This is a genomic window from Chryseobacterium sp. L12, from assembly GCF_056133985.1.
In genome coordinates this window covers 94,604-115,981 of sequence record NZ_JBVYOF010000010.1, presented here as the reverse complement: position 1 = coordinate 115,981, position 21,378 = coordinate 94,604, and the positions used below count along the sequence as shown (strand labels likewise).

18 protein-coding genes are annotated in these 21,378 nt (G+C 33.4%); 10 read left to right on the top strand and 8 right to left on the bottom strand.

The genetic code is table 11. The features are described 5' to 3' along the window. Positions 1-6: 6 nt before the first annotated feature. On the top strand, positions 7-174 hold the full coding sequence (locus AC0NBN_RS06115; RefSeq protein ID WP_474467544.1) for a T9SS type A sorting domain-containing protein: 168 nt from the start codon (positions 7-9) through the stop codon (positions 172-174). Between the two features lie 131 nt (positions 175-305). On the opposite strand, the gene coaE is transcribed toward AC0NBN_RS06115, so the two are convergent. From coaE to ruvB, 3 genes are read right to left on the bottom strand one after another with little or no spacing between them, the layout of a single operon-like run. Continuing rightward, positions 306-944 carry a dephospho-CoA kinase gene (gene coaE / locus AC0NBN_RS06110; protein ID WP_160813776.1) on the bottom strand — a complete coding sequence of 213 codons (639 nt, stop codon included), beginning with the start codon at positions 942-944 and terminating at the stop codon, positions 306-308. A gap of 8 nt (positions 945-952) precedes the next feature. Continuing rightward, positions 953-1,819 (bottom strand): MBL fold metallo-hydrolase, encoded by an 867-nt coding sequence (locus AC0NBN_RS06105; RefSeq protein WP_160813777.1) that lies wholly within the window; start codon positions 1,817-1,819, stop codon positions 953-955. A 43-nt stretch (positions 1,820-1,862) separates the two neighbouring features. Next, positions 1,863-2,885 carry a Holliday junction branch migration DNA helicase RuvB gene (gene ruvB, locus AC0NBN_RS06100; protein ID WP_143884283.1) on the bottom strand — a complete coding sequence of 341 codons (1,023 nt, stop codon included), beginning with the start codon at positions 2,883-2,885 and terminating at the stop codon, positions 1,863-1,865. Between the two features lie 294 nt (positions 2,886-3,179). On the opposite strand from ruvB, the gene AC0NBN_RS06095 reads away from it, so the two are divergent. The 4 genes from AC0NBN_RS06095 to AC0NBN_RS06080 all read left to right on the top strand — a co-directional run bounded on the left by AC0NBN_RS06095 (position 3,180) and on the right by AC0NBN_RS06080 (position 7,377). Further along, complete coding sequence (locus AC0NBN_RS06095; protein ID WP_143884282.1) at positions 3,180-3,638, top strand: DUF1569 domain-containing protein; 459 nt, start codon at positions 3,180-3,182, stop codon at positions 3,636-3,638. A 106-nt stretch (positions 3,639-3,744) separates the two neighbouring features. Beyond that, positions 3,745-4,971, top strand: coding sequence for an imidazolonepropionase (gene hutI / locus AC0NBN_RS06090; RefSeq protein WP_160813778.1), 1,227 nt, complete (start codon positions 3,745-3,747; stop codon positions 4,969-4,971). Positions 4,972-5,001: 30 nt separating this feature from the next. Further along, on the top strand, positions 5,002-5,922 hold the full coding sequence (gene hutG / locus AC0NBN_RS06085) for a formimidoylglutamase (protein WP_160813779.1): 921 nt from the start codon (positions 5,002-5,004) through the stop codon (positions 5,920-5,922). Between the two features lie 162 nt (positions 5,923-6,084). Further along, positions 6,085-7,377, top strand: a complete 1,293-nt coding sequence (locus tag AC0NBN_RS06080) for an aldehyde dehydrogenase family protein (RefSeq protein WP_160813780.1) — start codon at positions 6,085-6,087, stop codon at positions 7,375-7,377. A gap of 107 nt (positions 7,378-7,484) precedes the next feature. Here the strand turns inward: AC0NBN_RS06080 and AC0NBN_RS06075 are convergent, their stop codons facing one another. Continuing rightward, on the bottom strand, positions 7,485-8,471 hold the full coding sequence (locus AC0NBN_RS06075; protein WP_160813781.1) for a hypothetical protein: 987 nt from the start codon (positions 8,469-8,471) through the stop codon (positions 7,485-7,487). A 152-nt stretch (positions 8,472-8,623) separates the two neighbouring features. Between AC0NBN_RS06075 and AC0NBN_RS06070 the strand changes: the two genes are divergently transcribed. From AC0NBN_RS06070 to AC0NBN_RS06050, 5 genes are all read left to right on the top strand, one after another. Next, complete coding sequence (locus AC0NBN_RS06070; RefSeq protein WP_160813782.1) at positions 8,624-9,061, top strand: hypothetical protein; 438 nt, start codon at positions 8,624-8,626, stop codon at positions 9,059-9,061. 20 nt (positions 9,062-9,081) lie between these two features. Continuing rightward, the gene (locus AC0NBN_RS06065) at positions 9,082-15,603 is read left to right on the top strand and encodes a polymorphic toxin type 23 domain-containing protein (protein ID WP_160813783.1); all 6,522 of its coding nucleotides are present in this window, start codon (positions 9,082-9,084) and stop codon (positions 15,601-15,603) included. Beyond that, a complete protein-coding gene (locus tag AC0NBN_RS06060) occupies positions 15,597-16,121 on the top strand; it encodes a hypothetical protein (protein ID WP_160813784.1) in 525 nt (174 codons plus the stop codon). The genes AC0NBN_RS06065 and AC0NBN_RS06060 overlap by 7 nt, the downstream gene beginning before the upstream one ends. Positions 16,122-16,329: 208 nt before the next feature. Next, entirely contained in the window at positions 16,330-16,512 is a 183-nt protein-coding gene (locus AC0NBN_RS06055) for a hypothetical protein (protein WP_474467531.1), read from the top strand. Positions 16,513-16,731: 219 nt separating this feature from the next. Next, complete coding sequence (locus AC0NBN_RS06050) at positions 16,732-17,376, top strand: porin family protein (RefSeq protein ID WP_160813785.1); 645 nt, start codon at positions 16,732-16,734, stop codon at positions 17,374-17,376. A gap of 64 nt (positions 17,377-17,440) precedes the next feature. On the opposite strand, the gene pyk is transcribed toward AC0NBN_RS06050, so the two are convergent. Genes pyk through fabF form a run of 4 tightly spaced genes read right to left on the bottom strand, consistent with a single transcriptional unit; the run spans position 17,441 to position 21,349 of the window. Then, entirely contained in the window at positions 17,441-18,886 is a 1,446-nt protein-coding gene (pyk, locus tag AC0NBN_RS06045; protein ID WP_160813786.1) for a pyruvate kinase, read from the bottom strand. Next, on the bottom strand, positions 18,879-19,352 hold the full coding sequence (locus tag AC0NBN_RS06040) for an IPExxxVDY family protein (protein WP_160813787.1): 474 nt from the start codon (positions 19,350-19,352) through the stop codon (positions 18,879-18,881). The genes pyk and AC0NBN_RS06040 overlap by 8 nt, the downstream gene beginning before the upstream one ends. Next, positions 19,330-20,094: a ribonuclease III gene (rnc, locus tag AC0NBN_RS06035; protein WP_160813788.1), complete on the bottom strand. Its 765-nt coding sequence runs from the start codon at positions 20,092-20,094 to the stop codon at positions 19,330-19,332. Before rnc ends, AC0NBN_RS06040 begins: the two co-directional genes overlap by 23 nt. A 10-nt stretch (positions 20,095-20,104) precedes the next feature. Beyond that, entirely contained in the window at positions 20,105-21,349 is a 1,245-nt protein-coding gene (gene fabF / locus AC0NBN_RS06030; protein WP_143884275.1) for a beta-ketoacyl-ACP synthase II, read from the bottom strand. Between the last annotated feature and the right edge of the window lie 29 nt (positions 21,350-21,378).

The window sequence follows — 21,378 nt, the reverse complement described above, 5'->3', positions numbered from 1 at the left end:
AAAAACATCAGTAAGAAAGCGAATTACAAGATTTACAGTGCTTCGGGTCAGTTAATCTCAAGCGGAATCATCTTAAACAATAAGATTGATGTAAGCAGACTAATCAACGGACTTTATGTAATAGACATTGATGACGTAAAAGGTACTGCTCAGAAAAAATTCATTAAAGAATAATTTTTGATTATTCTTTGAATTAAAAATTGAATAAGCTCTCAGAAATGAGAGCTTATTTTTTTTACCATCTGTAGTTATTATACAAAAAAAGTCACTGAGAATTTTCAGTGACTTTATTAATTAAATTGTGGTTATTCTATCTCGAAAATGACTTTCTCTGTTTGTTCTTTCAGATCATCCAAATTTCCATTATTGTAAATGACATGATCAGCTAACTTAATTTTTTCTTTTTCCATCATTTGATTTTCCATGATAGACTGTACTTCCCTATAGGTTTTAAGGTCACGATCCATCACTCTCTTTATTCTGATATTATCTTCTGCGGTTACTAAAATAGATTGATAACATTCTAAATGAAGCTTTAGCTCAAACAGTAAAGCAGTTTCTTTGAAGATCAAATATTTGGTTTGATTTTTTACCCAATTCTCAAAATCAATACGAACTGCGGGATGAATAATCTTGTTTAACTGGTCTAATAGATTTTCATTCTCAAAAACTTTTTTAGCAACAAATTTCCTGTTGTAGAGCTCATTTTCATTATAAGACTCATCACCCAACAGTTCTTTTATTTTTATCTTTAATTCGGTATTATCGTTAACGATTTCTTTGGCTCTGTCATCCGAGTAATAAACCGGAAATCCACAGTTTTCTATAAATTTTGCTACAGTAGTTTTACCCGAGCCAATACCTCCTGTAAGACCAATTATTTTTGAGCTTGATGAGGGATAGGGTTCTGTTTTTTTTGATTCCGAATTCAATAAATCTTCCATAACTAAAATTAATATCCAAAAACATCATTAAAACTAAAAGTTTCATCAAGACGAACTCCTTTTTCAGTCATTTTCAGACTTGCAAGTTCGTGATGAGCATCATGTTCTAAGAACAGAAGATAATCATTTTCTACACATTGTTTCAGAAACTTAGCTTTTTCTTCTATCGTTAATAAAGGTCTTGTGTCATATCCCATTACATACACCTGTGGAATATGTCCTGTTGTTGGAATTAAGTCAGCAGCAAAGACAATGGTTTTTTCCTGATATTGGATTACAGGAAGCATTTGTTTCTCTGTATGTCCGTCCACAAAAATTACATCCATTTTTAAATCTGGTGCAAAGCCGTAATTTCCGGTTGTAGGAAGCGGTAAAAAATTCAATTGACCACTTTCCTGTATTGGAAGGATATTTTCCTTCAGGAAGCTTGCTTTTTCTCTCGCATTCGGTTCTGTTGCCCATTTCCAGTGGTTTTCATTAGTCCAGAACTGTGCATTTTTGAATGCAGGTCTGTATCCTGTCCTGTCGTCATTCCATCCTATAGCACCACCACAATGGTCGAAGTGCAGATGAGTCAAAAATACATCGGTGATATCTTCTTTAACAAACCCATATTTCTGAAGATTTTTATCTAAAGTATCATCTCCCCAGAGCGAATAATGTCCAAAGAATTTATCATCCTGTTTGTTCCCGAGACCGCAGTCAATTAAAATTAATTTTTTTCCATCTTCTATCAGGAGGGAACGCGTTCCCAGTTCAATTAAATTTCTTTCGTCTGCAGGATTTGTTTTTTCCCACAAACTCTTTGGGACGACTCCGAACATGGCACCTCCGTCCAGCTTAAATTTTCCGCATTGTATAGGATATAGTTTCATTGATATATTTTTTTGGTTTTCATTGATTTAATTCACTAGTGATTTAAAAAAGTTCTCCCGGATTTTTCGGTTTAGCAATATTCAAATGTTTATATGCTTTTTCTGTTACCTCTCGTCCTCTCGGAGTTCTGATGATAAATCCTTCCTGTATAAGAAAAGGTTCATACACTTCTTCCAAAGTTTCAGGATTTTCTGCGATAGAAGTTGCCAAAGCTGATATTCCTACAGGTTTTCCTTTAAAGTTTTCAATCATGACACGCATAATTTTGTTATCCATTTCATCTAAGCCAAATTCGTCTACATTCAATGAATTTAAAGCGTATTTTGTAATTTCAATTTCAATTTCTCCATTTCCTTTAATTTCAGCAAAATCCCTTACTCTTCTTAAAAGAGCATTGGCAATTCTGGGCGTTCCGCGGCTGCGTCTAGCAATTTCAATGGCGGCATCTTCATAAATTTTTATTCCTAAAACACCGGCACTTCGGATAATGATCATTGATAATAATTCAATAGTATAATATTCCAGCCTGCTTTGAATTCCAAATCTTGCGAGCATAGGTTTGGTAAGCATTCCGCTTCGGGTAGTTGCTCCCACTAAAGTAAAAGGATTCAGCCCGATTTGAACACTTCTTGCATTCGGACCGGTTTCCAGCATAATATCTATTTTATAATCTTCCATTGCAGAGTAAAGATATTCTTCTACAATAGGAGAAAGCCTGTGAATTTCGTCAATGAAAAGCACATCATTTTCTTCAAGGTTGGTCAGTAAACCGGCTAAACTTCCGGGCTTGTCCAAAACCGGACCTGATGTAATTTTACAGTTTACACCCAATTCATTCGCAATAATATTAGCTAAGGTAGTTTTGCCCAATCCGGGCGGACCGTGTAAAAGAACATGATCCAGCGCACCGCCACGCTTTTTGGCTGCAGTTACAAACACTTCTAAATTTTCCAGTGTTTTTCTTTGGCCGGCAAAATCTTTAAAACTCTGAGGACGTATTTGCTGCTCCTGCATCAGCTCTTCGCTGGAATAATTGTCTTTATCTGGATGTAAAAAATCTGGCATTTATTCAATTTCATTTACTGTAAAGATAGGAATTTTAGTCTAAGGTTTAGAATGAGAAATGGAGGAAAAATTAAGATTTGAGAACAACAGATATTTTAAGTATTTTTGATAAAACTTTAGGATAAACTTCTTAACAAGGGATTTTACGAAATATTTGTTTTTATAGAGAGCACCGAATATTCCATATAGTGGGTGTCATATTAAAAAATTATCCAAAAAAAAAGATTGTACATTAACTTTTAAATGAGAAAGTAATTGTCATGATAATTCAACAAATAAGATGATTAAAAAAAAATGAAGAACAAATTAGAGAAACTGTTAGATCAATTAGAAGATAAAATTCCATTTTGTAGAGAATTAAATCAGGAAGTTTCTCCAGCAAATGTTGGATGGCATATAGAACATTCGTTGTTGACATTAGATGAGATTATAAATTTTCTAATTCAATCAAATCCAAATGACTATAAATGGAAATTTAACTTTATTAGAATTGTAGTTTTGACAATGAAAAAAATACCGAGAGGAAAAGCTAAATCACCAAAAGTTGTTCAACCAAAAGAAAATATTGATAATAACGATTTATTGATGCATATATCGAAAACGCGGTATAAAATTAAAGAATTAGAAAATTTATCTGCAGACAAATATTTTGAACATCCATTTTTCGGAAAACTTAGGCTAAGGCAGACTAAAATTTTTCTTGAAATACACACAAAACATCATTTAGAAATAATTGAAGATATTATAAAATAATTGAGAAAATAAAAAAAATGAACTTCCAAAATTGGTTTTTATACTACATTTGGGAATTAGAATTCTATCCACCAAAGTATTTAGTATCAATCTACAGAGAAAATAAATGAAATTAATAGGTCCCTTCAAGCAAGTTGTAACGCTTGCCAATCTTCCGCTAAGAGGAAAACTTTCTGACGAACAGCTTCAAATAATTACTGATGGTGGAATTTTACTCAATAATGATAAAATTCAGCAGGTAGGAAATTTTGAAGTATTAAAATCCAAATACCAAAATGCAGAATTAGAAATCATTGAAGGAGAACAAATTGCTCTTCCGGCTTTTGTAGATTCTCATACCCACATTTGTTTTGGCGGAAATCGTGCGAACGATTTTGCAATGCGGAATGCAGGAAAAACTTATCTCGAAATTGCTGAAAGCGGAGGCGGAATCTGGAGTTCTGTGCAGCATACAAGAGCTGCTTCGGAAAAAGAATTACTGGAAACTTTATTGCAGAGGATTGATTTTTTAATTTCTCTTGGAATTACAACCATCGAAGTAAAAAGCGGTTATGGATTGGATGTTGAAAACGAATTGAAAATGCTTCGAATCATTAAAAAAGCACAAATTCTGACAAAAGCAACCCTAATTCCAACGTGTCTTTCTGCTCACTTGAAACCAAGAGATTTTGATGGAAGTAACGAAGAATATTTGGCATATATTGTAGATGAAATTCTTCCGAAAGTTAAAGAAGAGAATTTAGCAAAACGTGTTGATATTTTTATTGAGAAATCAGCATTTCAGCCTGAAGAAAGTAAAGGTTTTTTACTTAAAGCTAAAAATTTAGGATTTGAAATTACCGTACATGCAGATCAGTTTACACCCGGAAGTTCGAGAATTGCAGTAGAAGTTGGCGCAAAATCTGCTGATCATCTTGAGGCAACAATTGATGATGATATTGATTTTTTAGCAAATTCAGATACTGTAGCGACAGCTTTACCCGGAGCCAGTTTAGGATTGGGCGAAAAATTTACTCCGGCAAGAAAACTTTTGGATGCAGGAGCCATTGTCGCAATAGCAAGTGACTGGAACCCAGGTTCTGCGCCGATGGGAAATTTGATTACGCAGGCTTCAATTTTAGCAACATTTGAGAAACTTACAACTGCGGAAGTCTTGGCCGGAATAACTTTCCGATCGGCTTTCGCTCTTGGTCTGGAAGATAGGGGAAAACTGGTAGAAGGATATAAAGCTGATTTTATATGTTTTAAAACTGACAATTTTCAGAATGTTCTTTACAATCAGGGTAGTTTAAACGCTGAGAATGTATATATTGATGGATTCAAAGTCGAATAAAGTTACACTACAAGTTAAATAACCGAAACAATGAATACTATTTGGCAGGGAAGATTAGACGGAGAAGAGCTCCTTTACCACAGAATATTTCAAAGAGTAATACAGGAAAGCAATTACGATCTGATTTCAAAAAATAATTTTGTTTTGCACGGTTTTGCTGTGGATGAAGGAGTTCGTAGAAATAAAGGCAGGCAGGGAGCAAAAAAAGCACCTGATGTAATAAGGAAAAATATGGCTAATTTTCCGGTAATATTTCCGGATTTTTCTCTTCTTGATTTTGGAAATATCACTTGTGAAGATACAAATCTTGAAAGTGCTCAAAACTTATTGGCTAAAAATGTGTCAAAGGTTTTACTAAAAGGTGGTAAATCATTAGTTTTAGGCGGAGGACATGAAGTTACTTTCGGTCATTATCGTGGAATCAGAACAGCTTTTCCTGAGCATAAAATCGGGATTATTAATTTTGATGCTCATTTCGATAACAGACAGCCGGAAAGTGGAGTAGGAGCAAGTTCAGGAACGGGTTTTTGGCAAATTGCTCAGGAAAGTGAAATTAACTCCTTGCATATCGGAATTCAGAGAAATTCCAATACATTAAAACTCTTTGATACGGCTCATCAGCTTGGAATGAAATACATTTTGGCAGATGAATTATTTTTTGAAAATCTTCCTTCTGTATACGAAAGAGTGAATGAATTGGCAGAATCTGTTGATATTCTTTATATGACTATTTGCATGGATGTTTTTAATGCTTCAATTGCACCGGGAGTTTCAGCATCCGCTTATAACGGGATTTTTGCAGATGCAGCTTTTATGCATTTATACAGGCATATACTTAGAAATGAAAAACTGGCAGCGCTGGATATTGCAGAAGTCAATCCTGATTTTGATATTCAGGATCGCACATCAAGACTCGCTGCAAGCTTAGCCAATGAGTGGTTTATGATTTAGATCTTTAGCAATTATCATTTTACCATTATTTTTTTGACTGATAAGAAATATTTATTTCATAGAATTAATCATTAGCTAGACAAGTTACAAGGAACAGCATTTGTAATCATAATAATGCTTTATGTAAAGCAAAAGACTCATTGTCTTTAATACAAAATTAACATGGAAAATTTAATAGAAAATAAGCTATTAAAAGCTGAAAAAACTTTTCAGGAATGGAAGACAATTCCGTTTGAAAAGAAACAGAAACTTATTGCAAAAGCTGCGGAAATATTTAAAAACAAATCTGAATTTTTCGGTGAAATTATAACAAATGAAATGAATAAGCCTATTTCTCAGGCTATCGCAGAAGTCGAGAAATGTGCGTTAATGATGAATTATTATGCCAAAGCTGAAAATATTCTACTTCCTGAAAAAATAGAATCTGAGTATAGTATTTCGGAAATACATTATGTTCCCAAAGGGGTAATTCTTGGTGTTATGCCATGGAATTTTCCTTTCTGGCAGGTTTTAAGGTTTGCAACACCTGCAATTCTGGCAGGAAATACAGTAGTGCTAAAGCATGCATCCATTTGTTTTGGAAGTGGAAATGCTATTGAGAAAGTTTTTATTGAAGCTGGCTTTCCGGAAGGTGTTTTTCAGAATCTGGAAGTAGGACATCGTGATGTGAAGGAAATTCTGGAACATAAAGTAATAAAAGGCGTAAGTCTTACCGGAAGTGAAAAAGCAGGAGCGGAAGTAGCATCAATTGCCGGAAAAAATATTAAGAAATCACTTTTAGAACTAGGAGGAAGCGATGCTTTTATTGTCTTGGATGATGCTGATTTGGATGAAGCAGCCAAAGTCGGAGCTTTAGCCAGACTGCAAAACTGCGGGCAGACCTGTGTTGCCGCAAAAAGATTTATCATTCAGAAAGATATTGAATCTGATTTTCTTCCGAAATTCATTGAAGAATATAAAAAGTATGTTCCTGCCGATCCTAAACTGAAGGAAACGAAATTGGGCGGAATGGCAAAATCTGATTTGGCAGATGATCTTGAAAAGCAGTATCAGAAAGCATTGACCCACGGTGCGGTAGTGATACTTCCGCTGGAAAGAATTTCAGATAATGAATTTAATCCGGGATTAATAAGAGTTCAAGAAGGAAATCCGATTTTACAGGAAGAGCTTTTTGGTCCTTTAGGAATGATTATGATTGCTGAAAACGATGATAAAGCACTGGAAATTGCAAATAATGTTCCTTTCGGGCTGGCTAACTCGGTTTGGACTACAAATAAAGAAAGACAGCAGTTTTATATTGAAGGATTAGAATCGGGAACGGTAAATATCAACAGGATGACGAGTTCTGATCCTCGTTTTCCTTTTGGAGGCACAAAATCTTCCGGCTATGGAACAGAGCTTTCTTTATTGGCTTTGAAAGAGTTTGTCACTGCAAAAACTATTTTAGGAGTGTGATTATTCTTTTTTAAATATGAAATCGTATGATTGCTAAACATATACAATAATGAGTATAATTTTTTCAAAATTCAATTAAAAATTACTTAGATGTGAAGTTTTTACTGCTATTTTGAATTGTAATTTTGCAATTTTATCATTTTTTTTAAATCATCTACTTTTTTATACATTTTATTGAAGAATAAATGTCTAGCTTTATTATTTGCAGAAAGTAGCTCAGAATTTTTAAGAATTAATTCGAGACTTTTTTCGTAATTATTACAGACCCTCTCATCCGATGTATAATAATAGCTTAAAATATTATAAGGTAAAAAAAGCATTTTCTGATCCAAAAACTTTATGAAAACAGTATTATTCATAATCAATAAATCATTTTGGTAAAATTTGAAATAAACATTTTTGCCGTTTTTTTTCTCATGTATGGCTTCATATTCTATCTGTTTTAGAACTTTTATTACTTCGTCACAAATTATTAAGACACTATCTGTGCTAATCATTTCCAGCTGATGAAAATAGATAAGCTGTTCAAGCATAGCATAAATAGTAACATTGCCCCATATTTCTGTAGAGCTTACATCATGATATACCTGAGAGAGTAGAAGTCCTTTTTGTTTAATCTCTTCAGGAACTTTAAATTCTTCAAAACTCACTCTGTTTGAAAAAAAATCAGAATCCATCAATTTAAGCCAGGTGTAAATTTTAAATTTCTGTAAATTATCAAATTTCATGAAATAAAAAAGGGGAATATCTTTTGCAGCATAGATAAATTCAACATCAGGAATAGTTTTCACTGTTTGAAGATTCTCAATGGATGATTCAAAATATTTTTCAAGATCATCTATATTATAGATATCGTGAATCTTGTTAAGCACAACATTATTGACATTGGAATCATGGATTCTATCTAAGGGAATACCAAAATGCGAAGTCAGAGTAACTCCTTCGTTGAATGTAATATGATTTTTCCCACTGATTCTTCTATAAGCAGTATCATTTGATAATGCCAACTTATCAATCATAATGTCAACCAAACCTTTTTTTCCTCCAGATTTTTTTAATAGTAAGTCAAAAAGACTTTTTTGATAATTCTTCATAGTCAATTGCGTGTTAATAGCAAATATATCTATAAAAATGAAATGATATATTATTTTTTAGACAATTTGTCTGTTTAATGAAATTGCTAAGATGCATTATCCTTTTGTATGCTGTTTATTTTTAAGATTTTTGTACTTGTAAATCAATATTTATGGAAAAAACAATATATTGTACTTTCATCTTATTCCTATCTATAGGAGAATTGAAATCACAAACTCTCATATTTGATTATGAAAATGGAGGCAATCAGATCATAAGGCAGTACTGTAGTACCTGCTCTGCCCAAAGTAAAACTATAAATAAAACAGACTTGCTAAGTGAACCGGAGTTCCCACAGGGTATTGAGGTTAAAATCTATCCTAATCCTACAAACGACAAGGTTAATCTTGTATGTTCTCCTGAGCTGGGAGATATGATTCAGAAAGTTGAATATGTAGCCTATAATTTTACTCAGTACAGACAAATTCCTTTTGATAAACGAAAAAATAAGATCATATTAGATTTATCTGATCAACCCATAGGTATGTATGTAATTATTTTCCATTTGAATACAGGGGAAAAATTAACTTATAAAGTTTTAAAACAATAAAACACAAATTCTATATAATAATGAAAATAAAAATATCTTTTTTATTAGCTCTTTTCTTTTTAATGAAGCTAGTGGATGCACAAGCTGTGGGTCAGACAACAGGTGATTTTTCTGTATCTTCTACAGGAGGAGCCAATTATACTATCCCTATTGCTAACCTTCCAAGTGTAAAAAATGCTGTACCTAATATTTCTTTAAACTATTCCAGTCAAAGTAAAAACGGAATTGCAGGTTGGGGTTGGAATATTTCAGGTGCATCTTCTATTACAAGAATTCCGGCTACAAAATTTCATGATGATATAATTGATGCTGTTAATTATAATGATAAAGACAGGTTTGCATTAGATGGTCAGAGATTAATATTGAAGTCTGGAACATATGGAGGAGACGGAGCTATATATCAGACAGAAAATTATTCTAATATAAAAGTAATTTCTTATGGAGTTTCTCCTTATGGCGCAAATTATGGTCCCTCTTACTTTATGGTGTATTATCCTAATGGTAATACAGCTATTTATGGTAACACTTCTAATTCCCAAAGCCAGCTCGAGTGGAAAGTTACCCATATTGATGACGTAAAGTATAACAGAATAGAGTTTTCATACTTTAAAGACAATGAAAATATATATCTGTCTTCCGTAAAATATGGGGGAAACCCGTCTGTAGGTTCCTATAATCCTGTGAATATCATTAATCTTGTCTATAAAAACAGAACAAGAAATGAGCAAATGTATGTTTATGGAAATACTATTTATGCTATAACTAAAGTACTTGATAGAATTGAAGTTTTAGGAAATAATCAACTTTACAGAAAATATCAGCTTACATATGATACAACTTCTTTAGGATACGAAAGACTTACTCAAGTACAAGAATTTAATGGGGATGGTGAATCTATAAAACCTATAATTTTTGAATACGATACTACTGATAATGGAATCATTAATAATCCAAATGCTAGTATCAGTAATGTGTCACCTGCATATGACTCAAATAGCTGGAAATATCTTGCGGGATACTTTGATAATGATGCCTCTATAGATTTTTTTACCTATCCTAATTCAAAAGATAAGCTGTATCGCTTTAACTCAAGTCAATTATTAACGACTAATTCTAATGTTGCAGGAAACCTGATCAATATAGAAAAGTTTTCTGATATATTTTCAACAAAACTACTGTTAACCACTAATAAATTTAACAATCTTGATGCTGTTACTACAATTGGAACAGGAAGTCTTGTTAGTGATCAGGAAATCATAAAAGTTAATAATTATGTTTCCAATTTGAGTTATAGTTCTTTAGATTTAATCTATACTAAAACTTATTCTTTTCCTGTTGCTCAAAATCAAAGTTGTGTAATTATAGGAGGAAATGATACGAGGTATCAAAAAATTCCAAAGAAATTCTTTACAGGGGATTTCAATGGGGATGGTTTGTCAGATATTATAGCGCTTACTATGCCCTACAGCCAGACTTCTACTTATACCTGTAACAATAATGGAAAAGCGAATCTGTCACCTGATCAAGAAGCGCGTCCTTCACCAAATTGCTGTACCCAAACTTCAACAATTGATTATTCGCAAGCTTATTTATTAGACTTAAATCCTAATTCTTCTCAAATTCCTGTAGATATTGGAGGAAATCACGTGGTGAAATCTTCTTCCAGAATTTATGTGGCTGATCTTGAAGGTGATGGGAAAGCTGATTTGTTTGTTTTGAACGGAGGTCAGATTACTGTGTATGGTCTGGAAAATAATACTTTGGTTCAAAAAACAATAATCAATAATTCAGCTATCAACTTTGATTATCCATTTTATTTAACAGATTTGAATGGAGATGGTAAAACAGACATTGTTATTCCTACTGCTGAAGGTAGCAGTAATTGGTTTCATTTAATATCCAACGGGCAATCTTTTACTCAGGTAACTAAAGATATTTCCATGATTTTTAGAAAATCTGAAGTTAAAAACACCTGTTATACTGCCGCTAATGGAAATTTAGATTGTGGATATGTCCAACAGATAATCTATTACAATTTTGCTGATGTTAATGGAGATGGAAAAGCAGATTTATTCTATCATTCTATTTTCGCACCTTATGATGTTCCAGGTTCTCAGTGGAATTATCCTTACAATACTTATGGTGCTAATTATGCCATTAAGGAATTTGGAAGTGTAAAATACAATATGAGCAATAATCTGGATGGTACAGCTAATTTTTCAGGAGAAAATATGATGTGGAATAATATGTACACTTACAATGGCTGTACAGCTAATGGTACTCCTATGTTTTTATCCAACCAAAATATTGTAAACCAAAACTTAGATTATGCTTTTTTTGGAGGGGATAAAATAAAATACATATCCTTCAAGAAAGACAATAGAATAGATACTTCTTTAAAAAGAATAAAAGAAAATGATCTTGTGACAAATATTACATATGATACTGTTATGGATAATGGAGTTTCCTCCGGAGCTTATACTTCAGATAATTCCGAACAGTATCCAAATGTGAGCCTTAATCTAGCCCCATCCATAAAGCTCGTAAAGAAGATAGAAAAAAGCTTTAACGGGGAAACAAAAATCCAGGAATACAGATACAAGGGCGCTGTAGTCAATATGGAGGGCTTAGGATTTATAGGCTTCAAGGGACTTGCCAGATCATCTGTATATGGAGGAAACGTTCAGCCATTTTGGACAATATCTTTACAAGATCCTCAAAAAAGAGGAGCAGTCTCTGAAAGCTATGTATTAAAATCTATTATTGATTTTAATTCACCAACTTCATTTGTATCAAAGACAATTAATAGTTATACTACTTCCTTATCACCAAATAAAGTTTTTACTAATCTACCAATACAGATACAGCAGATAGACAATTTATCTGGTGTTACAACTAATCAGTATTATGATATTTACGATATTTATAATAATCCTAAGAAAACAAGACTTGTCGCTAGCGGAGGTGAGAAAACAACATTAATTGATTATGAAGATAATCCTTCGGGAATTAGTAATCAATATTATATTGGAAGGCCTGTCAAGAAAACAGAAACTCAAATTTTAGGCAACGATACTTTTTCTACAGAAGAGCTTCTTTCTTATAATAATGGATTATTAATACAACGCAAGAAAAAAGGAAATAATACAGATTATATAACTGAAGATTTTGTATATGATTCTTTTGGTAATAACATAGAAAAAACATTATCAGCAAATGGTGCTTTCCCAAGAACCGAGAAGAATCAATATGATTCATCGGGCAGATTTGCTATCAAAACAACTAATATTCAGGGAATTTCTACTTTATATAATTATGATAGCGCTTTTGGTCTACTAATTTCAACAACCAATCATTTAAATCAAACATTATCATATATTTATGATAATTGGCAGAGAAAAGTGCAGGATAAAGATATTTATAATAATATTACACAATATTCTTATGAATGGATCACTTCTGGAGATTTTACTAATGGAATAAAATTAAAAGTTACTGAAGCAACAGGAGCTAGTAAAGAGACAATATCAGATAATTGGGGCAGAATACGTATAGAAAGAGGATTATCAATTAATAATAAATGGATAGAAAAAAGAACAGATTATAATATTCTGGACAAACCATTTAAAGTCAGTGAGCCATATTTTTCTACTTCTTCTCCACATAGATGGATCCTTACAGAATACGATGATTATGGAAGAATTATAAAAACCATTTATCCATCAGGAAAAATAATTACTACCTCATATAATGGTTTATCTGCTACTGTTATTGACGGGCAAAAAACACAGACTATTACAAAAGACGCTTGGGGGAATAAGATTAAGATGTCTGATAATGGAGGTGATATTCACTATACATATTTTGCCAATGGAGCGATGAAATCTTCAAATTATGCAGGGCATATTGTAAGTATTGAGCAGGATGGATGGGGTAGAAAAATAAAACTATCAGATCCATCTGTAGGAGGAGATTATACTTATGTGTATGACAATTTAGGACAGATCCTAAAAGAAGAAAATCCGAAAGGCAAAACAGAATATACGTATGATCAGCATGGAAGAGTGAGCAAGAGAAGTGTTATAGGTGATAATACAGATATAAAAATTAGTTACAGTTATAATGCTCAAGGATTAATAGATTCAGAAACAGGAACATCTAATGGAATCAACAACTCTTATACTTATAAATACGACAATTTCTACCGCCTATCAGAACGAGAAGAAAACAATGGCATTGCAATTTTCAAAAAACGATATTCATATGATAGTTTTGGAAGGGTAAAGAAAGAAATTAAAGAAACCGTTTATGGTTCTGCTTCCAGTATTGTTGAAGCTGAAAATAATTATGCTTCCTGCGGAATGCTGGAAAGTATCAATGACAGTAGCGGTAAATTGATTTGGAAACTGAACACTATTAATGAAAAGGGACAAGTGTTATCAGCTTATTTCGGTAATGGAACAGATATTAATAATGAATATGATGCAAATTATCTTTTAAAACTTGCAAAGCATAACAATAGCCTTAGTGGCAATATTTTAAATAATACTTATAATTTTGAGGGAATTACCGGGCTTCTTATAAGCAGGAGTAATACGGTTATTCAGGGAGGATGGAGTGAAAATTTTCAGTACGATAATTTACAAAGATTAATATCATGGGCAGATCCTGTCAATACACAATCTCAAACTTATGATAATTATGGAAGAATTGATAATAACAGCGATGTAGGTGATTATAAATATATAAATAGCAGCAGGTATAGAAAGAAAGGGATAAATCTAAATGTTGCAGGAAATGCTTATTATAGTGTTAACCAATTGCAGCAAATTTCATACAATGCGTATAAGAACCCTGTTAGCATTATGCAGGATGGATATGAAATGGCAAAGTTCAATTATAATATCCACCAGACAAGATCGTCTTCACAGTATGATTATAGTACAAATCTTTTATTCTATGCAAAAAATAAAATTTATTCCGATGACAATACAATTGAAATAATAAGACATAACTATGCTGGAAGAGTAAGCGGAACTGCTCTAAGAACGAGAATTGTTACCTATGTAGCAGGTAATCCTTATTCGGCTCCGGCAGTATATATTAAAGATTTTAATGCTTCTGGAGCAGTGATAAGTGAAGGAATGCATTATCTTCATAGAGATTACCAAGGTAGTATTTATGCAATTTCTGATCATGCTGGAAATGTGGAGGAAAGAAGGCAGTTTGATGCATGGGGTAATTTGGTATATTTAGAAAAATACGGAATAAAGGTTGATCTTAAAAAGGAAAAACCTGATTTATTGATTGAAAGAGGCTACACAGGGCATGAGCATTTTTTTCAGTTAGGATTAATTCATATGAATGGAAGAATGTACGATCCTAAACTTCATACTTTCTTATCGGTTGATAATTATATTCAAGATCCTTTTAATACTCAAAGCTATAATAGGTTTGGATATGTATTAAATAATCCTTTAATGTATACAGATCCTAGTGGTGAGGCATTTGTTTTGGCTGTGGTATATGTAGCAGCTATAGTAGGTGCCATTATGGGAGGTACAAGTTACATAGGTCAGGCAATACAAACAGGAGACTGGAGCTGGGGAAAATTTGGAATGTCTGTTTTAGGAGGTGCCGTTTCCGGAGCCATTATGGGAACAATAACCGCAGCAACCGGAGGTGCCGCAGCCGCATTATCATGGGGAGCCATTGCAGGATATGCAGCCACAGGATTTGTGGGTTCTTTTATGAGTTTTAATATTGATTTAGGTAAAGGATTTAGTATAGGAATTTCACCAGCCATTGCTTTTGGAAACAGCTTTAGTGTTGGAGCTAGCCTTAGCGTGAGTTACAGAAAAGGGGATTTTGTAGTATCTGCAAGTATTACAAGTACCTATTATACTAAGCATTCAGGTAGTGGTGTGTCAGGCTGGGGGTTTAGATACTCTGCAATGGCAGGCACCTTAGGAACAGAAGGAAATCTTGGAATTATGTTAGGGACAAATGTTTGGAGAGGTGTTCATGCACAACAAACTGGGATAATAAGATTAGGCAGTGGGGATTTTTCTTTAACTTATGAAAATGATGGAAGTCCTTTTGCAAAAGGACCAAAGGGTACTCATTTAGGAGATAATCATGATAGATGGAGAACGGCAGCTATGACTATTAATGTTGGAGATTTCCATGCTGGATTCAATTTATTTACTGGTGAAAGAACATCTGACAGCTATGAAAGTAAGGATCCTAATAATCCAAGATGGGATGATCTTCGAATGAAAGAAGGACCTTGTTATAGTAATGGGGCATGTTTGCCTAATAGTTATGTGGAAGAGAAAGGTCCAAGATATAGAATGGGAGCTGCCTATATTGGTTGGGGGAATTACAGAGTAGGTATAGATTCTGACAGATATGTAAGGCATCCTATCCAAAATATTATGGCCCATGATTGGATTTCGGCTCAACCGGGCTTTGAAGTATTATCGCCAGGAATAAAACCTTATTTTCAGTATCAAACCATAAATCCTTTTACATCATGGTAAGAATAATAAGCATTCTCAGCTTCATAATGATTTTAGCGACTTCAAACTACTGTATTTATCCTCAGAATAAATGCGGAATGACAAGAAAACTATTAAAATTTAATTTAAAAATTGATAATACTATTGATACTACAATAATCTATAAATATGACGGAGAGTTCTCAAGGGATGAACAAGACCACTTATATTATAAGAAAAGTAATTACAAAAGATTTATTAAATTTTATGATAATGGAAAAGTTGGTTTCTTTAGTTTTCAAAATGATATAGAAAAGAGTGACCTAGATCCGTGTAAAGCGCAAAATGCTTATTATGGACTTGATAAAAAAAACAGATTAGTGATAAAACAATTTGTTGTTTTTAAAGTAAATGGGAATGAATTATATACATACGATACAAAATTTAAAAATGATACAATTTATATTGTAGATAGAAAATTAAAGGAAAGAAGGTACTATAAAATTTATATTAAACAAAAAATACCCAAAGATTGGTTAGCATACAAACCAGATTGGTAATATCAAACAATCAACCCATTTACATCATGGTAAGAAATATTTTAATATTATTAGGTAGTATTCTTTTTATTCATTCATGTGCGCAAACAAGAAGATTAGAAAATGGAACAAAAGTACTCACTAAGCAATTTAAAATATTGATAAGTTTAACAAATCAATATTAAAAGAGATAGACACTAATCATTTTTATAAAAAAATTGACTATTACATGGCGGATAAAAACTTTAATAAAGTAAGGGACATAGGTAGTGACGTTGATAGGAAAATTCAATTTTATGAAAATGGGAGAGTTACATTTTTTAGTTTAGGCGAAGAAGACCCCAATCCAGAAAATGCAGGAAGAAGGGGAATTATTTATCTTAAAAATGGGGACTTAAAAATTGACTCTTAAGGAGCTTCCCAGGATGGAGATATTTTTAGAATAACTCTTAAGGTGAAAATTTAAGGGGATAAATTATATCTTCTTGAGAATAACTTTTCACTCATTCCTCCTTCTGAGTATTCATGTTATGTATACCAAAAATCAGAAAAAATACCTGAGAATTGGAAGCAATATAAAGCAGATTGGTAATGTAGCACTATGTAAACGAATAACTTAAAAATAAATCTTATGAAAAAAACAATTTTAATAAGCTTTTTAGCATTAGCAGCCTCAATATCTGCTCAAATCAAGCCCAAATATGGACTTTCTGCCGGGCTGAACATCAGTAGCTTTTCTGGTTCAGATAAACCAGATGGATTTTCATCTAAATCAGGACTTCATGTCGGAGGTTTTTTATGGAACTATCTGTCCGAGAAAATCTCTATAGATGCAGAACTGTTTTATTCTCAGATGGGGGCTAAGTTTGAAACTTCTGTTCCAACTATAGATAATACGACCTTTACTCTTACTGGAAAAGTAAAGAATGATTACATTCGGCTTCCTATCCTTTTTGATTATCACCCTACAGAAGATTTTTCTATTGCATTGGGTCCTGAAATTGGAGTTTTATTAAAAAATAGAGTAGAATATGATAGAGTAATTAACGGATCCACAACAAATAATCCTAAAAATATACAGCAATTTGATGCGGGTTTAAAAGCAAAAATTCAATATGTCTTTGCAAAACATTATCTTGCTTCCGTTGGCTATTATTTTGGAATGACAAAAGTATATAAAAATACAGTAGTATATCAACAAAATTCAATTCTAATACAAGAAGCTCCTAAGGTTTATAATTCTAATTTTGGAGTTTCTGTCGGTTATATTTTTTAATTTTCAAAAAAAAGGCTGTTCCAAACTTTTTGGACAGCCTTTTTTTCTTTTTATATTCTGAAGATCAAATCGTTGTTAATCTCAATGTATTTGTTTTACCACCTTCATAAGATGGAGTAGCATTGATATTGATGACAAAATCTCCGCTTTCAATGTATCCGTAATTATGTGTCAGCATATTTACCTGGATGATGGTTTCATCAGTTGGCTTGTTCATATCATAATAATATGCTCGAACTCCCCAAAGTAAATTCAGCATCGTAATTACTCTTTTGTTTCCGCTGTAAACAATAATATGGGAATTCGGACGGTGTGCAGAAAGCTGGAAAGCGGTATATCCTGAACTTGTAAGGGTAACAATCGCAGTAACATTGGTGCTTTTAGCAATTCTTACCGCAGCAAGACAGACTCTATTGGTGATAAATCTGTCGTCAATACAGTTAAAATCCTTTTCGATAGGCTCATTTTTATGCTGATAAAAATGTGTCGTCTCAATATTTTTTACAATTTTTGCCATGTTTTCAACCACCTGAACCGGATATCTTCCAACAGAAGTTTCCCCGGAAAGCATCACTGCATCTGCTCCGTCTAATACAGAATTGGCAACGTCATTCACTTCTGCTCTTGTTGGAGTTAAGCTATTGATCATTGTTTCCATCATCTGAGTGGCAATGATGACAGGCTTAGAATAAAATCTCGCTCTTTCTACAAGGTTTTTCTGAATAGCAGGAACTTCTTCCATTGGAACTTCAACACCCAGATCACCACGTGCAACCATTAATCCATCACATTCAAGCAAAATTTCTTCAATATTTTTTACACCTTCCGGCTTTTCTATTTTAGCAATAATAGGAGTTTTAAAATGACCTTTTGGATGTTTAGAAATTAATTCTTTAAGGTCAATAATATCCTGTGCGTGACGTACGAAAGAAAGCGCAATCCAGTCAACTTCCTGATCAAGCATATAATTGGCATCCTGAATATCTTTTTCAGTAAGAGCGGGAAGAGAAACGTTGGTGTTAGGAAGATTTACTCCTTTTTTTGAACTCAATGGTCCACCCTGAATTGTTTTTGCTTTTACGGTATCTATCTTGTTAGTTTCCAGAACTTCAAGTACAAGTTTTCCGTCGTCAATTAATATTCTTTCGCCAACATTTACATCTTGCGGAAACTGTTGATAGGTCATGTAAACTTTGGTAGAATCACCTTCTATCTTTTCGTTGGTAAAAGTAAGAATATCTCCGGGATTAAGATAAGATCCTTCTTTTACAACGCCTACTCGTAATTTCGGACCCTGTAAATCTCCTAAGATACCTACCGAATAGCCATACTCTTTGTTGAGTTCTCTGATAATTTGAATATTTGAACTAACTAGGTCGTAATCTGCGTGTGAAAAATTTATTCTGAAAATATCAACACCAGCTCTCATAAGTCCTAGCATAACCTCCTTCGATGACGAAGCAGGACCAAGTGTTGCAATAATTTTTGTCTTCTTTAAATACTTATTCATAATATTGTATTATTTGATAGAGTTCTTCTTCCGAACTCAATTTATAATCTTGAATTGGAAATACAAGATTTTCAGCCAGCAAAATTACGGAAAAATCAGGAAATTGTTCCGAACTATGCAGAATATATTCTACTTCTGGGTGATCATTTAATAAAAATTTAATGTTATCTTCTTCTGAGAAGAGTTCGGTCTGTAGCTTTTTTTGTTTGCTTTCCGAAGATTTGTTGGAGATAAATGTGAAGTATGTTTTGGTGTATTTATGATATGCTTCGTATCGAGGAAACGAAAAATCGTAGTACAAACCATTATAAACAAGATCGTTTATTCTTGAAAATGTTAAATCATTGATATGATTAATCCTGAAAAAAAACTCATGATCGGGAATATGTTTAGCTAATCTTACCAAGCCTATGGTAATATCTTCAAATTCAGTTTCATCAAAATCATAAAGTTTTTGGACTTCCAAGTATATTTTCTTTTTTATTTAAAATATAAAATGCTCTTTGTGCTGCTTTTTCTTCAGCTTTTTTCTTTGAAGTTTCTGTGGCATTTGCAATCTTTTCTTCACCAAGCCACACATGGCAGCGGAAAACAACAGATTTGTTTACCTGAATTTCTTCGCAGGTTTCATATTTTATATTAATTTTCTTCTTCTGGCTCCATTCAAGCAAAAGACCTTTGTAGCTTACAATTTTATTCTCAAGTTTATTGATTTCCGTTGGGGTGAGCAGTTTTTCTAAAACGATTTTTTTGCAGATTTCGTATTGGAAATCCAGATAAACTGCACCAATTAACGCTTCAAAGAGATTCCCTGAAATGTTTTCGCCTAAAGCAACAGCATTGTTGTTTTTCTGTAAAAGATCGGTAAGCTTTAAATCTTCCCCTAGCTTATTGAGATTTTTTCTGTTTACAATTTTAGATTTCATCTGAGTCATATACCCTTCATTAGCTTTAGGATAAATATGAAACAAGTGGCAGGAAATAATTGTACCCAAAACAGAATCTCCTAAAAACTCCAGTCTTTCGTAATTGCTTTCCTGATTTTTAGAAGAGTTTTTAGCTGAAAAAGCTTCTCTGTAAAAGCTGATATTCTGAATTTGAATGCCTAAGATTTTGCTTAGCTCTGTACTCAGAAAGTAATCTCTTTCAGTAAGTTTTCTTTTTCTTTGTTTGAGGAGGAATTTAGAAAAATATTTCTGTAACTCCATTCAGTAATAATTAGATTTTTTTAAACAGAACACAGGCATTGTGTCCACCAAATCCAAATGTGTTACTCATGGCAACTTTTACATCTTTTTTTGCAGCTTCGTTGAATGTGAAATTCAGTCTGCTGTCGATGTTCTCATCATCAGTAAAATGGTTGATTGTGGGAGGAACGATACCATGAATAATTGTTCCCAAAGCAGCAATTGCCTCAATAACGCCGGCAGCACCCAATAAGTGACCTGTCATTGATTTTGTAGAATTGATCTGAATGTCATAAGCGTGCTCACCCAATAATCTTGAAATTGCGTTAGACTCCGCAATGTCTCCTAATGGAGTAGATGTACCATGCATATTGATATGATCTACTTCATCAGCAGTTAGTCCTGCGTCTTCCAGGCAATTTTTCATTACCAGATAAGCTCCTAAACCTTCAGGATGGGGTGCGGTCATGTGATGTGCATCAGCACTCATACCGCCGCCTAATAATTCTGCATAAATTGTTGCTCCACGCTTCACAGCGTGTTCGTACTCCTCAAGAATGATGCAGCCAGCGCCTTCACCTAATACAAAACCGTCTCTGTCTTTATCAAATGGGCGTGATGCTGTTGTAGGGTCGTCATTTCTTGTAGAAAGTGCCATCATTGCATTAAAACCTCCGACTCCGCTTGCTGTAACAGCAGCTTCAGATCCTCCGCAGACGATAACATCTGCTTTACCGAGCTGGATAAGCATCTTAGAATCAATTAATGCATTTGCTGACGAGGCACAAGCCGAAACTGTAGTGTAATTGGGACCATGGAAGCCATATTCAATAGAAATATGCCCCGGTGTAATGTCCGCAATCATCTTAGGAATAAAGAAAGGATTAAATCTCGGAATTTCCGTATTTGCCCAACCCAAAACTTCTGTTTCAAAAGTTTCAAGACCTCCTATTCCTGATCCCCAAATTACGCCGACTCTGTTTTTATCAACATTGTCTTCAATAATTTTAGAATGACTTACTGCTTCTCTTGCAGCGACAAGTCCTAGTTGAGTATTCCTGTCCATCTTTTTAGCTTCTTTCTTGTCGAAATGATCCAATGGATTGAAATTTTTAACCTCACATGCGAACTTAGTCTTGAAGTTTTTGGCATCAAAAAGAGTAATAGGAGCGGCTCCGCTCTTGCCTTTTACAAGACTTTCCCAGTATTCACTCGCATTATTACCTATTGGTGTTATTGCGCCAAAACCAGTTACAACTACTCTTTTTAATTCCATAAACTTTTAAAATTTTCCTTTGTTGAAGA

Coding starts and splice junctions, on each gene's coding strand:
- coaE (WP_160813776.1), bottom strand. CDS start 944: ATGGAAGATTTATTGAATTCGGAATCAAAAAAAACAGAACCCTATCCC.
- AC0NBN_RS06105 (WP_160813777.1), bottom strand. CDS start 1,819: ATGAAACTATATCCTATACAATGCGGAAAATTTAAGCTGGACGGAGGT.
- ruvB (WP_143884283.1), bottom strand. CDS start 2,885: ATGCCAGATTTTTTACATCCAGATAAAGACAATTATTCCAGCGAAGAG.
- AC0NBN_RS06095 (WP_143884282.1), top strand. CDS start 3,180: ATGAAGAACAAATTAGAGAAACTGTTAGATCAATTAGAAGATAAAATT.
- hutI (WP_160813778.1), top strand. CDS start 3,745: ATGAAATTAATAGGTCCCTTCAAGCAAGTTGTAACGCTTGCCAATCTT.
- hutG (WP_160813779.1), top strand. CDS start 5,002: ATGAATACTATTTGGCAGGGAAGATTAGACGGAGAAGAGCTCCTTTAC.
- AC0NBN_RS06080 (WP_160813780.1), top strand. CDS start 6,085: ATGGAAAATTTAATAGAAAATAAGCTATTAAAAGCTGAAAAAACTTTT.
- AC0NBN_RS06075 (WP_160813781.1), bottom strand. CDS start 8,471: ATGAAGAATTATCAAAAAAGTCTTTTTGACTTACTATTAAAAAAATCT.
- AC0NBN_RS06070 (WP_160813782.1), top strand. CDS start 8,624: ATGGAAAAAACAATATATTGTACTTTCATCTTATTCCTATCTATAGGA.
- AC0NBN_RS06065 (WP_160813783.1), top strand. CDS start 9,082: ATGAAAATAAAAATATCTTTTTTATTAGCTCTTTTCTTTTTAATGAAG.
- AC0NBN_RS06060 (WP_160813784.1), top strand. CDS start 15,597: ATGGTAAGAATAATAAGCATTCTCAGCTTCATAATGATTTTAGCGACT.
- AC0NBN_RS06055 (WP_474467531.1), top strand. CDS start 16,330: ATGGCGGATAAAAACTTTAATAAAGTAAGGGACATAGGTAGTGACGTT.
- AC0NBN_RS06050 (WP_160813785.1), top strand. CDS start 16,732: ATGAAAAAAACAATTTTAATAAGCTTTTTAGCATTAGCAGCCTCAATA.
- pyk (WP_160813786.1), bottom strand. CDS start 18,886: ATGAATAAGTATTTAAAGAAGACAAAAATTATTGCAACACTTGGTCCT.
- rnc (WP_160813788.1), bottom strand. CDS start 20,094: ATGGAGTTACAGAAATATTTTTCTAAATTCCTCCTCAAACAAAGAAAA.
- fabF (WP_143884275.1), bottom strand. CDS start 21,349: ATGGAATTAAAAAGAGTAGTTGTAACTGGTTTTGGCGCAATAACACCA.